Below are 13458 nucleotides of genomic sequence, written 5' to 3' on the forward strand. Positions count from 1 at the left end.
CTGGGGAGGAGATGGAGATGACTGGCGGAACCATAAGGGCGGGGATAGGCGGCTGGATTTTCGAAGCCTGGCGCGGAACCTTCTATCCTGAGGGTCTCGCCAAGACCAAGGAGTTGGAGTATGCGGGCCGGCATCTGCAGACGATCGAGATCAACAGTACCTATTACGGCACGCAGAAACCGGCCACGTTCGCCAAATGGGCAAGCCAGGTGCCGGATGGCTTTGTCTTTTCGGTAAAAGGCAATCGCTTCGTCACCAATCGCCGGGTTCTCGCGGAAGCTGCGGAATCGATAGAATACTTCGTCAAGTCCGGTATCGTCGAACTTGGCGATCGCCTCGGCCCGATCGTGTGGCAGTTTGCACCCACCAAGAAATTCGATGCCGAGGATTTCGGCGCTTTTCTGCAGCTTCTCCCGATGAAGCATGAAGGTGTACCGCTCCGCCATGCTGTCGAGGTTCGCAATTCCTCCTTCATTGATCCTGGGTTTGTTGCGCTGGCGCGTAGTAACGGCGTTGCGGTGGTCTATGCGGAGCACTTCGAATATCCCGAGATCGCCGATGTCACCGCCGATTTCATCTATGCCCGGCTTCAGAAGGGTGACGACTCGATCGAAACTGCCTATCCTGCCGAAGCGCTGGATCAGTGGGCGGACCGCACAAGGACTTGGGCCAAGGGGGGTGTACCGGTTGACTTGCCTCTGGCATCTCCCGACGATCAGACCAAGAAACAGCCGCGCGACGTGTTCGTCTATTTCATCCACGAAGGCAAAGTGCACGCTCCGCAGGCAGCGCAGGCACTGGCGCAACGATTGAAGTCATAATCCGAACCACATGTGCACAATAAATGTGCTTTATGCCTAATTTCTGTGCCGCTGTGATGGCGCTTGGATATTGGATATGGCGAAGGAACCCAGGAAGACGGTAAAAAGCACGTCCGCACGCTGGAAAGTTCAGGTGTTGGAAATATTTGATTTCATTCAATGGACTTGGCATGGTTCCTGCTTTTTGCTGTACAAGCGGGCAACAGGTCCGTTTGTTAGGAATAGGGAGATTGTTCTCTGATGAAGAAAATCGAAGCCATCATCAAGCCATTCAAACTGGATGAGGTGAAAGAGGCGCTGCAGGAGGTAGGGCTTCAGGGTATCACGGTAACCGAAGCCAAGGGCTTCGGGCGGCAAAAAGGCCATACGGAACTATACCGCGGCGCCGAATATGTCGTCGACTTCCTGCCAAAGGTCAAGGTCGAGATCGTACTTGGCGACGAGGCTGTCGAGGCAGCCATCGAGGCCATACGCAAAGCCGCGCAGACCGGCCGTATCGGCGACGGAAAAATTTTCGTATCCAACATCGAAGAAGTCGTTCGCATCCGTACTGGCGAGTCGGGTATCGACGCCATCTGACATTCTGATCCGTTCCTTCCTCCACTGGCCATTCGCGCCGGGTAATTGCCCATCATCGTCGCTGAACAAGGAAAATCGATATGACGACCGCAAAAGACATTCTGAAACAGATCAAGGACAACGACGTAAAGTTCCTTGACCTCCGCTTCACCGATCCCAAGGGGAAGTTGCAGCACGTGACGATGGACATTGCCGAAGTTGATGAAGACATGTTCGCCGATGGCGTCATGTTCGACGGATCCTCCATTGCGGGCTGGAAAGCCATCAATGAATCCGACATGGTGCTGATGCCGGACACCGATACAGTACATATGGATCCGTTTTTCGCGCAGTCGACAATGGTCATCCTTTGCGACATTCTCGATCCGATCTCGGGCGAGTCCTACAACCGCGATCCGCGCGGCACAGCCAAGAAAGCCGAAGCCTATATGCGGGCCGAGGGCATTGGCGATACCATTTTCGTCGGTCCGGAAGCCGAGTTCTTCGTATTCGATGACGTCAAGTACAAGGCCGATCCCTACAACACCGGCTTCAAGCTTGACTCGACGGAACTTCCATCCAACGACGACACCGATTATGAAACGGGCAATCTCGGCCATCGCCCTCGCGTCAAAGGCGGCTATTTCCCGGTTCCGCCCATCGATAGCGCGCAGGATATGCGCTCCGAGATGCTCACCGTGCTGACCGAAATGGGCGTGCGCGTGGAGAAGCACCATCACGAGGTGGCCGCCGCCCAGCACGAGCTGGGAATCAAGTTCGACGCCCTCACCCGCAACGCCGACAAGATGCTGATTTACAAGTACGTCGTGCATCAGGTCGCCAATGCCTATGGCAAGACCGCAACCTTCATGCCGAAGCCGATATTTGGCGACAATGGCTCGGGCATGCACGTTCACATGTCGATCTGGAAGGAAGGCAAGCCCACATTCGCCGGCAACGAATATGCCGGTTTGTCGGAAAGCTGCCTCTTCTTCATCGGCGGCATCATCAAGCATGCCAAGGCGATCAACGCCTTCACCAATCCGTCCACCAACTCCTACAAGCGTCTGGTGCCCGGCTACGAAGCTCCGGTGCTTCTCGCCTATTCGGCTCGTAACCGGTCTGCTTCCTGCCGCATTCCTTTCGGCTCATCGCCAAAGTCCAAGCGCGTTGAAATCCGCTTCCCGGATCCGACGGCCAATCCTTATCTTGGCTTCGCCGCCATGCTGATGGCCGGTCTGGATGGTATCAAGAACAAGATCCATCCTGGCCAGCCAATGGACAAGGATCTCTACGACCTGCCTGCCAAGGAGCTCAAGAAGATCCCCACCGTTTGCGGTTCGCTGCGTGAAGCACTGCAGAGCCTCGACAAGGATCGTGGCTTCCTCAAAGCCGGCGGTGTGTTCGACGACGATCAGATCGACAGTTTCATCGAACTGAAGATGGCTGAAGTCATGCGCTACGAAATGACCCCGCATCCAGTCGAATATGACATGTACTATTCGGTCTGATCCTGCGGACAGCTACGAAAAAACCCGGCTCTCGCCGGGTTTTTCTCGTTCTGGGGACATGACATCAGGCGACTTGAAAATTGCCGCTCGTTAGCGACAGTCCACCGTTCAGGCTGGCGAACTGGACAGCCGCATATCCGCCGGCACCGTCCTGGTCGTATGAAAGCGCCCCGGTGCCGCTATTATAGATTATGCGGTCAGAGGTGTCGCCCGCCGCTGCGCCGATGCAGAATGCATCTCCGGACAGTGGGCCTCCGGGGCTGAGCGCCGTGAATATCGAAGCGTCCAGCAGGATACGGTCGGTGGCCGCGCCAAAATCCATGATCGTGTCGACATTGAAGGCTGCGCTCAGCAGGTCCTTGAAGACAAATGTGTCGGCGCCGCCATTGCCGGTAAGGACGTTTCGCACGCTATTGCCGGCCAGGACGTCATCGCCGCTGCCACCGATCGCGTTTTCGATTGTGGCATTGAAGGCAATGGATACATTTCCCGTCAGTCCGCCTATGTCGGAGAATGTGCCGTCATGCAGGTTGATCTTCTGGTTTTGACCAAAGCCGGATGCATTGATCGTATCGCTGCCGCCCGCATCCCAGATACTCAAGGCCGGCGTGGTGTTTACGGCAAAGTCGTAGATCGAACCGGCATTCGTGTTGAATCCATAAACTGTGTCGCCGGAGCGAGTGGACATATTGGCGCCATAGAGCTGCTGCACCGCGAGTATGTCGTACAACATCAACGTGTCTGGATAGCTATTATACGATCCCGTCGTGCTTGACTCATCGAAATAGCTCATCACTGAATATTGGTGATCATCCTGAACGCTTGCGGCGCTGTTTGCATAGTTGAATACAACGCCAGCCGCCGCATTATAGTCTCCCGGATGGGCAAGACCTATTGCATGACCGAGCTCGTGCAGGACGGCAAAATAACTGTAGCTTCCCTGCGGCAGCGAGGTGGTCGAGACACTCATATTGTTCAGGTTGATGTCTCCGGCGGCGGCTGCTGGTCCGGGATATATGGCGTAGGCGCCCGCCCCATCCGCATTGCTGGAATAAGCTCCCGCCAGGATGGTTGCATTGTCGGTCGTTCCGCCGGGATTGACTTGAGTGAACGCTATGTTCGCAACGTCGGAAAACTGGCCGAGGCTTCCCTGAACCGCCGCAATCTGTGCTGCCGTCAACGGGATAAATGCCGTAGGATTGCCGTCAGCATCCGTGGCGTTGGGGTTCGTGGCGCGAACGCCCCATGTCACATTGGCGGCGGTGCCCGGCGCGCTCCATGACGTGCCAGGCCTTGTCAAGGCAGCCGCCCCCATGAGTTCGTCGTAGGAGGCCTTGTTGCCTGCAGTTGCAGAGAGCCCATATTGTCCGGGCGACGTGTTGTTGTACGATCCGGCAGCAAGATAGAACTCGCCGGATGAAGTCGCCGTATAGGTGATCGTGGAATTGCTGCCTGGGCCAGTATCGTCATCGAAAATGATCTCGGCTCCTGTGCTGTTGCGCAGGCTGAGATAGGTATCGTTGACCCTTACGCCGACATTGCCCGTGGCAACCATGGCGAACGTATAGGTTTGTCCTGCAATGAGGTTTATCCTGAACCAGTCCACGTCTCCCGCAGCCGACAGCTGGCCTTGAGCAGTCTTGCCTATGGCGAGTGTATAGCTGGTGGTGACAGCCGCGGCGGCATCTGCAGTTTCGACAAGGCGCGCTGGCGTGAGAGCGACGGCCGGCGGTTCCGGGGCAACAGGTGGCTGCACCGTTCCTGTCTGACCGGAAACGGTCAGGTCGTATTGCCCGGCATAAGCATCGTTGTAGGCGCCTGCATCGAGGTAGTACGTTCCGGATGTGGTTGCGGTAAATATCAAGGTTGAATTGTTGCCGGCACCACTGTCGTCGTCATAGGCTATCTGTGTGCCAGCGCTATCGCGCAATCGCAGATAAGTGTCGTAAATGGCTGCTGCGCCCGTACCCGTCATTGAAAAACTATAGGTCTGACCCGCAACAAGCTCGATCCTTACCCAGTCATGATCACCATTGGAACCAAGAGTACCGCGAAGCGTCTCACCCCCGGCCAGTGCATAGGTTGTGGCCGTGTTCGCCGCTGCGTCTGCAGCCTCGCTCACCGTCGGATCTGTTTGAGAATTTGCCTGCGTGAAAGACAGAGCGTATTGACCTGTTGCCGCATCGTTGTAGGCGCCGGCATTGACGAAGAATACTCCGCTCGCGGCCGCGGTGAAGACCAGGGATGAACTGGCGCCCACGCCACTGTCGTCATCGAAGGCTATCTGATTGCCATTTGCATCATGCAGTCGCAAATAGGTGTCGACGACAGGCGTGTTGCCACTCCCCGCCAGATTGAATGTATAGGTTTGCCCCGCCACCAGGTTGACGCGGTACCAATCGTGATCCCCCAGAACAGAAAGATCTCCCTGTGCAGTTTCACCGGCTCCCAACGCGTATGCGGTGGTCGTATCGGCCGCGGCATCAGGGGCCTCCGTGAACCTTGCCGAAGCGAGGATCGTCGCTGCCGGAGCAACTTCCTCCGCCGGGTTGATTTGATTGATGTATGAGCAATATCTGCACATGGCTTCTCCCATCTTGCGAGAGGTCCCGCAAACTAGATTAAAAATACTGTTGGATTTTTTGCTGAGGTATTGTCTTTAAAGCTTCATCGAACACAGCCGCTCCGCCGTTGCTACGGCTTCGCGAAGGACTCGTTTATTTTCTTCCGGTGAAATTAATGGATTTTCTCTAGCTGCCTCCTCAACACGTGCCAATGCTTCGTCGCACGTAGTGGGGTTTAGCGGTCGTTCTGGGTTGCGGGGCAAAGAAGGCGCAGCTTGCCCCGCCAATTGGGCAGAAATGATCGTCAGGCTCATCAGATTGTCTCGAAGGATCATCAACCAGCTCCACTTCCGGCCAAGTCGTCATTTCTGGCGATGCGGTATGCACAACTAACGTATGATAGACTTTGGTATAAATCAAACGAATTAGTGGTTAGTGGACGAAATAATCTAACAGAATCAACTTATAACCAGAAAAATGCAACTATTAATTGAGCTTGTGAATAGATATACTACTGTCCACAACAGGACACTCTGACTTTCGGTTGCATTCGGTTGTAATGTGAAGCGTGTTGCTTCGCAGACTTGCGCTTTATGAACAGGTCGAGCTATCCGACGCCGCCAATCCTCGACGCCTGCATATCTTCGAGGCGCTGAATGGGCTTGCAATAGACAGCAAGCAGCTGAAGGCTGCTCCTGTCGAGGACAACCGTCAATCGTCGCGAGGCTCTGTGAAGCAACCGACTAAATTGGTGAAACGGCCTTGAGGATGGCAACCGCCGCAAGCATTTCACGCTTCCGGATCAACCTGCGCGCAGATGCTTCTGCGTCTTCTCCCCACTGCTCGATGGTCCAGTCTTCCTCGACATGGCCAAGCTTCCAGGCTTCCTCGCCGGAAATCTCGTCCTTGGCCACCGCGAGCGCCAGAATGGCCGAGCCCGTCAACGTCGTGATCGTGTGGAGTGCCGCGACGGCGAACGGATCCTTGATCTGCCCGAGATGGACACTGAACGCGCTGAGCGCTTCGCGGGGCTGTTCGACGGGCATCACACCTTCGGCCAGTACGAAGCGTGCGCCGAGATCAGATGCGGCCCAATCGATTATCGGATCCCACAATGCGGTTTGCCGGTCGACAAGCCGCTGCGGCGAACCGGCGCGGTAGCACAGCATGTCCGATGAGGCGAAGCGCAACACATCTTCCAACACTGCCTGCGGATCATTTGCAACGCCATCGATTGCGGTATTGGCCAGCCGCGTAGTTGGCATTCGCGCAGGATCGATGTCTTTTTCCTGGGCGGAGAATTCGTCAGCAATCAGCTGTGCCGCCGCTCTCGTGGGCAGTGCAAGGGTCTGCCTTGCGGGCGTCTTGACTACCCTGCCATCCAGTTCGACAGTGAACTTGCCATCGTGCTCGCCGACCGCGGCTTCTTTATAGAAGCGCTTTGGCAAGGGCAGTTTCGATTGGATTTGGGCCCGGCGAACCGGGTCCGGATCAGAAAGATCCTGCTTTGCATCCATATTGAAGAGATCGTTACCCATGGTGACAGTCCATCGCTTAATTGTCTTCGTCGCCGTCGCTTTCATCCAGGCCCAGAAGGTTCCATGTCTGTACCATATGGGGTGGCAAGGGCGCGGTTACATCAATGACACCGCCGGCGGGATTTGGAATACGAATCCGGCGCGCATGGAGATGCAGGCGGTTCTGTATGCCGCCCGGGAAAGACCAGTTGGTATCCGCTTCGAAATATTTGGGATCGCCGATAATCGGGCAGCCCATATAGGCCGCGTGCACGCGTAGCTGATGCGTGCGCCCGGTATATGGCTCCATTTCAAGCCAGGTCAGTACCTGGCCAGCCGATTCAACTACGCGATAATAAGAGACAGCGTGATCTGAATCCGGCTCGCCATGCTGGGCTACACGCATTCGGTCGCCGTCTGGTGTCGTTTCCTTTACCAGCCAGGTGGCGATCTTGTCCTCGCGCTTGCGCGGGATGCCCTTCACCAGCGCCCAATAGGTTTTCTTCGTCTCACGCTCGCGGAATGCGGCAGTCAGCGCCTGGGCTGCGCCACGGGTGCGAGCAACCACAAGCACGCCCGATGTATCGCGGTCAAGCCGGTGAACGAGCCTTGGCTTTTCACCTTTTTTGTTGCGCCAGGCCTCCAGCATGTCGTCGACGTGCCGATTGACGCCGGATCCGCCCTGCACCGCCAGACCGGCCGGCTTGTTGAACACGAAAACCTTCGGATCCTCGTATAGCAGCATTTGCTTCAGGGCGTCTCCGTCCTCGCGCCCGCGGATGCTCTTGCCGGTCAGATGGCCTTCCGCCTTGGAGTCTACCGGCAGCGGGGGTACGCGAACGGTCTGTCCGGCCTGCAGCCTTGTATCTGATTTTGCTCGCGATCCGTCGATCCGGATCTGACCCGAGCGCAGGAGCTTCTGCAGGTGCCCAAAACCCAAACCCGGATAATGTACCTTGAACCAGCGGTCGAGGCGCATTTCTGCCTCACCCGTGTCCACTGTCTTTTGTTCTACTGCCGCCATCAACTCTGCCTTTCGATCAGGCATGCGCATAACACTAAGCGGCAATCCTTGCGAGCCATAATCCAAAAAACAGGGCGCCAATGCTCAATATCACGCTCGCCAGCACATAAAAGAAGGCGGTTGCGAGTTCACCCCGCTCCCACAACACCGCCGCGTCGAGAGAAAAAGAAGAAAATGTGGTGAAACCGCCCAGAATGCCCACCGCCACAAACAATCTGAGATCCATCGATGCGTTGAACCATCGGGCCAATACCTCGATGAAGAACCCCATCAGGAAACCGCCGACGACGTTCACCGTCAGCGTTCCATAAGGAAAGTTCATGCCTAACGCACGCGTCATCGCGAGGCCGACAAGATAGCGGGCAACGGAGCCCATCGCGCCACCTGAAGCCACAAGTAATATCGCGTTCATTTTACATTCAGCCTGTCGAGTTTATGTTGCGAACTCAAATTGTTGAATCATCACGGGACGTTACGCGACGTAGAAAAATGTTCCATACTGGAACAGGGAACTATGAGAACTTTAGAGCATTGAATATTGCGGTGCACAAGAGTCTCATGCAATGTCATTTCTACAGCGTTGAGTAGCGAGCCCCAGCAGCGGAGTGGCGAAGTGTCATTGTTAAGCATCTATTGGAAATCTCTCCAATATCTCGGCGCTGAAAAGCGTGCGACTGTGTTTATCTGTGTCGTCAATGTCGCGTTGGCTCTGACCATGCTTTTCGAGCCTGTACTTGTCGGGCTCGTCATCCAGGCGATCTCAGTCAAATCGGCCATATGGATACCTCTCAGCCAGCTGGCAGCCGTCGGATTGTTCCATATCGGTGCAAACGTCCTCGTCTCCAGAGAAGCTGATCGCCTCGCGCACCGCCGCAAGCTTGCGGTCCTCACCGAATCCTACAACCGCGTGATAAGCATGCCGCTTTCCTGGCACCATCAGCGCGGCACGTCGAACGCCATGCATACGCTGCTGCGCGCGATCGAGACATTGTTCGGTCTTTGGCTGGAGTTCATGCGCACTCACCTTGCCACCGCTGTGGCGCTCATTGGCCTGGTTCCACTTGCCTTGGTTCAGGACTGGCGTCTCGCTTCGGTTCTGGCTGTGCTGGGCGTGATCTACGTCATCGTAAGCCGCGTCGTGACAACAAAAACGAAGGATGGCCAGGCCCAGGTAGAACGCCATCATATCAAGGCCTTCAGCCACGTCACGGACTCCATGGGCAATATCTCGGTGCTCCAGAGCTACAACCGGGTCGAGGAAGAAACTCGCGCGCTGCAGACCTATGCAAAGCAACTCCTCGACTCGCAATATCCGGTTCTTAACTGGTGGGCCTTGGCCAGCGGCATCAATCGTATGGCTGCGACCATTTCGATGATCGTTGTCCTGTTCCTGGGCTCCTATTTCGTCACGCACGGCGAAATGAATGTCGGCCAGGTTGTTGCGTTCACCGGGTTTGCCGCCCTGCTCATCGGTCGCCTGGATCAACTCACCGCGTTCGTGAACCAGATATTTGCGGCACGCGCCAAGCTCGAAGACTTTTTCGAAATGGAAGCGTCTGCTGCATATGAGGTAGAGCCGAAGACCGCCCATGATATCGACAATGTCAGCGGCGATGTCGAGTTCGAGAACGTATCGTTCGAGTTCGCCAATTCGACTCAGGGCCTGAAGAACGTTTCGTTCAAGGCCAAGGCCGGTCAGACTGTCGCCATCGTCGGCCCGACCGGTGCGGGCAAGACGACGCTCATCAACCTCCTGCAACGCGTCTATGATCCGAAGGAAGGCCGCATTCTGGTCGATGGTATCGACACCCGTACCGTGAGCCGCCGCTCGCTGCGCAATGCGATCGCCACCGTGTTCCAGGACGCCGGCATGTTCAACCGCTCGATTGAAGACAATATTCGCGTCGGCCGTCCCAAGGCGAGCGATGAGGATGTCCTTGCTGCGGCCGAAGCTGCCGACGCCAGCGACTTCATTCTCGCTAAGTCCGCCGGATACGGTACAGTTGTCGGCGAACGCGGCTCTCAGCTTTCAGGCGGCGAACGTCAGCGCGTTGCGATCGCCCGCGCTATCCTCAAGGATGCACCGATCCTGGTGCTTGACGAAGCGACGAGCGCTCTCGATGTCGAAACCGAAGCGCGCGTGAAAGTCGCCGTGGACAAGCTATGCCAGAACCGCACGACGTTCATTATCGCCCACCGGCTCTCGACGGTCCGCGATGCCGATATCGTGCTGTTCATGGATCAGGGTGAAATCATCGAGTCCGGCAGCTTCGACGAACTCGCCCGCCAGAATGGCCGCTTCACCTCGCTTCTGAAGGCGGGCGGCCTGAAGCTCGACGATGATACGGCCAATGTTACGCCGTTCCCGCGCAAGCCCGAAGCTGCCTGACGAACGACGATCACGCGAAGAAGGGCCGCTTTTCAGCGGCCCTTCTTATTTCTCCCCGCGCTCGTGGCGCAGCTTGTTCCAGTAGTCGATGCGCTTGCGGATTTCCCGCTCGAAGCCACGATCTGGCGGATCGTAGAACGTCTGCCTGCCCAGCGCTTCCGGAAAATAGTTCTGTCCTGAAAACGCCTCGGGCTCGTCATGATCATACGCATAGCCCTTGCCGTAACCCTCCCCCTTCATCAATTTCGTCGGGGCGTTGAGTATGTGTTTCGGCGGCACGAGCGAACCGTTTTCCTTTGCTGCCCGGGTTGCAGCCTTGAAGGCGGTATAGATCGCGTTGGATTTCGGTGCGGTGGCGAGATAAACGCAGGCCTGTGCCAACGCTAGTTCGCCCTCGGGCGAACCGAGGTAATCATAGGCATCCTTGGCGGCATTGCAGATCACGAGCGCCTGCGGATCGGCCATCCCGATATCCTCGCTTGCCATCCGCACGAGCCGCCGCCCGAGGTAGAGCGGGTCCTCTCCCGCGTCGAACATCCGGCAAAGATAGTAGAGCGCCGCGTCGGGATCCGAACCACGCACCGACTTGTGCAGCGCCGAGATCAGGTTGTAATGGCCGTCCTGCCCCTTGTCATAAATGGGAGCGCGCCGCTGCACGATCTGCTGCACGCGCTCTGCATCGAACACCTCTCCCTCACGCGCCGCGCGCCAGACTTCCTCTGCAAGTGTGAGGATAGCCCGGCCGTCACCATCGGCCATTCTAACGAGGCTCGAGCGCGCCTCGTCGTTTAGCGGCAGAGGCCTGCCCTCATGACCTTCCGCGCGTTCGAGCAACGCAATGAGGCTGGCTTCATCGAGCGGATGGAACACCAGCACCCGTGCACGCGACAGCAAGGCGGCGTTCAGTTCGAATGACGGATTTTCGGTGGTGGCGCCGACGAGGACGATCGTACCATCTTCCATCACGGGCAGAAACGAATCCTGCTGTGCCCGATTGAAGCGGTGTATTTCGTCAACGAACAACAATGTCTGGCGGCCCGACATCTTGCGGGACCGCGCCATCTCGAACACCTTCTTCAGGTCGGCCACGCCGGAAAATATCGCCGATATCTGCTCGAATGCGAGGCTCGTTTCGTGCGCGAGCAATCGCGCCACGGTTGTCTTTCCTGTCCCAGGTGGTCCCCAGAAAATCATGGAGCCCAGCGAGCCGGAGGCGATCATCCTCGTCAAGGCGCCTTCCGGCCCGGTCAGGTGTTCCTGCCCCGCAACTTCCGCGAGCGATTTCGGCCGCAACCGGTCCGCAAGCGGCCGGCTCCTGTCCATTGCTGGATCGTCATTGACCGAAAACAGGTCCGTCATATTCTGTCGCCTCCACCGATGCCGCTTTATCTCCTTTCTCGTGGGAGAGAAACGATTTTCTTGAGACTGGCGGCGTCGCCAGACTTTGGAAAATCCAGGTGAGCGGCTTTGCCTCCGCAGCACCCACTCGAGCGCAAGGCTTATATCAGCGAATGATCTGCCGGATTATGGCACCGCCACGTTCGAAATCGAAGCGCCAAAGCGCAGGATCACTCGACATAGCCTTGCTGAGATCAGCGATCGAAGCGATCTCGGCGCCATTGACACCGCGGATGATGTCTCCGGGCCGCAACCCGATGCGGGCAGCCGGCGAGTTTCGCGTCACCTTGTCGACCGCTACGCCCTCAGTTTCCCGTGGTAGTTGCAGGCGTGCCGCGCTGCTTGGCGTCAGTTCGAGAACAAGTGCACCGGAAAGCGGGTTCCTGCCCTGGATCATCAACTGATTATCCGGCGAGTCGGCGCGTGGCTTTTCCAGGGAGACCGTGATTGTCTTTTCGGTGGATCGGCTAAGAACGCCGAGCTTCACGGCCTTGCCTATCCCTGCTGTCGTCAAGCGGTAACCCAGGCCGTCAGGATTCTCTATCCGCACATCGTCAACGGTGAGAACCACATCGCCAACCTGCAGACCGCCGCGCTCCGCCGGGCTGCCTTTCGTGATGTTGGTAACCAGGGCGCCGTAGGGTTGCTTCATTCCCAGGCCCTCGGCGACATCGGGCGTCACGTTCTGAAAGGAAGCCCCGATATAGGGGCGTTGAAACCTGTCTGCGCCGCCCTTGGCCGTGTCGACAACCGCGCGCACCATATTGGCAGGGATCGCAAAACCGATACCGACCGATCCGCCGGAGCGTGAGAAAATCGCCGTGTTGATCCCGATCAGCCTGCCATCCATGCCGATCAGCGCGCCACCGGAATTGCCCGGGTTGATCGCCGCATCCGTCTGAATGAAGAAGTCAAAATCTGAAATACCCACCCGCGTGCGAGCCTGTGCGGAGACGATGCCACTCGTCACGGTCTGACCAACACCGAACGGGTTGCCGATGGCCAGCACCAGGTCACCCACCTCTACCTTGTCGGAATCACCCAGCGCCAAGGCCGGCAGCGGCTCGCCGGCGTCGATTTTCAGGATCGCAAGATCAGTGGATTCGTCCTTGAGCAGAACCTTCGACTCGAACTCCCGCCCGTCCGACAGTGCAACCTTCACCATGTCGGCATCGCGTATGACGTGGTTGTTGGTCACGATGATCCCAGTTGGATCGATGATGACGCCCGAGCCGAGCGAGGATTGTACGCGCGGAGGTCCGTTGAATTGCCTGCCGCCGAAAAACTGTTCGAAAAACGGGTCGCCTGCAAAGGGCGAGCGGGTTTGCACCTCGTGAGCCGCGTAGACATTGACCACGGCGCCAGAAGTCTGCTTCACCAGTGGTGCAAAGGACAGTTGCAACTCGCTCCGCGTGGCCGGCAATTGTTTCGCATCATTCGCGGTTTGCGCATGTAGCGGCATCACCAATCCGGAAAACATGGCGGTGCAAAGGACGAACGCCCGCGCCGATGCGGCGGCTTTGAAATTCATATCAATCTCCAGGTACGTGATGAATCAATTCGGCTGTCCGGCCCAATGTGGTGATTTTGAACCGAGATACCAGCGAAGAAACAAAGCAAATTTGAGACATAAGGTTCCAGCCGAGATGTGCATGCGACCATCTTCATGCATCGCC

At 57.1% G+C, this 13458-nt stretch carries 11 protein-coding genes; 4 read left to right on the plus strand and 7 right to left on the minus strand.

Going from position 1 to position 13458, the window contains the following annotated elements; all coding sequences use genetic code 11:
* The first annotated feature begins 17 nt into the window (after positions 1–17).
* The 3 genes from CU100_RS11960 to glnA all read left to right on the plus strand — a co-directional run bounded on the left by CU100_RS11960 (position 18) and on the right by glnA (position 2890).
* Positions 18–821 carry a DUF72 domain-containing protein gene (locus tag CU100_RS11960; protein WP_106717249.1) on the plus strand — a complete coding sequence of 268 codons (804 nt, stop codon included), beginning with the start codon at positions 18–20 and terminating at the stop codon, positions 819–821.
* A gap of 240 nt (positions 822–1061) precedes the next feature.
* The gene (locus CU100_RS11965) at positions 1062–1400 is read left to right on the plus strand and encodes a P-II family nitrogen regulator (protein ID WP_106716782.1); all 339 of its coding nucleotides are present in this window, start codon (positions 1062–1064) and stop codon (positions 1398–1400) included.
* A gap of 80 nt (positions 1401–1480) precedes the next feature.
* Complete coding sequence (glnA, locus tag CU100_RS11970; RefSeq protein ID WP_106716783.1) at positions 1481–2890, plus strand: type I glutamate--ammonia ligase; 1410 nt, start codon at positions 1481–1483, stop codon at positions 2888–2890.
* Between the two features lie 64 nt (positions 2891–2954).
* Here the strand turns inward: glnA and CU100_RS11975 are convergent, their stop codons facing one another.
* The 5 genes from CU100_RS11975 to crcB form a co-directional block, all read right to left on the minus strand.
* Positions 2955–5474, minus strand: a complete 2520-nt coding sequence (locus CU100_RS11975; protein WP_170113805.1) for a M10 family metallopeptidase C-terminal domain-containing protein — start codon at positions 5472–5474, stop codon at positions 2955–2957.
* A 75-nt stretch (positions 5475–5549) separates the two neighbouring features.
* Complete coding sequence (locus CU100_RS26575) at positions 5550–5768, minus strand: hypothetical protein (protein WP_146141836.1); 219 nt, start codon at positions 5766–5768, stop codon at positions 5550–5552.
* A 429-nt stretch (positions 5769–6197) separates the two neighbouring features.
* The gene (locus tag CU100_RS11980) at positions 6198–6992 is read right to left on the minus strand and encodes an ATP12 family chaperone protein (protein WP_106716785.1); all 795 of its coding nucleotides are present in this window, start codon (positions 6990–6992) and stop codon (positions 6198–6200) included.
* Between the two features lie 16 nt (positions 6993–7008).
* Positions 7009–7995, minus strand: a complete 987-nt coding sequence (locus tag CU100_RS11985) for an RluA family pseudouridine synthase (RefSeq protein ID WP_106717250.1) — start codon at positions 7993–7995, stop codon at positions 7009–7011.
* Between the two features lie 34 nt (positions 7996–8029).
* Positions 8030–8407: a fluoride efflux transporter CrcB gene (crcB, locus tag CU100_RS11990; RefSeq protein ID WP_106716786.1), complete on the minus strand. Its 378-nt coding sequence runs from the start codon at positions 8405–8407 to the stop codon at positions 8030–8032.
* Between the two features lie 201 nt (positions 8408–8608).
* Here crcB and CU100_RS11995 point away from each other — a divergent pair, with 201 nt between their 5' ends.
* Positions 8609–10384, plus strand: a complete 1776-nt coding sequence (locus CU100_RS11995; RefSeq protein ID WP_106716787.1) for a glucan ABC transporter ATP-binding protein/ permease — start codon at positions 8609–8611, stop codon at positions 10382–10384.
* Between the two features lie 45 nt (positions 10385–10429).
* Here CU100_RS11995 and CU100_RS12000 read toward each other — a convergent pair whose 3' ends face one another.
* Complete coding sequence (locus CU100_RS12000; RefSeq protein ID WP_106716788.1) at positions 10430–11743, minus strand: replication-associated recombination protein A; 1314 nt, start codon at positions 11741–11743, stop codon at positions 10430–10432.
* Positions 11744–11888: 145 nt separating this feature from the next.
* On the minus strand, positions 11889–13313 hold the full coding sequence (locus tag CU100_RS12005; RefSeq protein WP_407070320.1) for a DegQ family serine endoprotease: 1425 nt from the start codon (positions 13311–13313) through the stop codon (positions 11889–11891).
* Between the last annotated feature and the right edge of the window lie 145 nt (positions 13314–13458).

Source organism: Phyllobacterium endophyticum, assembly GCF_003010935.1.
Taxonomy (GTDB): Bacteria; Pseudomonadota; Alphaproteobacteria; order Rhizobiales; family Rhizobiaceae; genus Phyllobacterium; species Phyllobacterium endophyticum.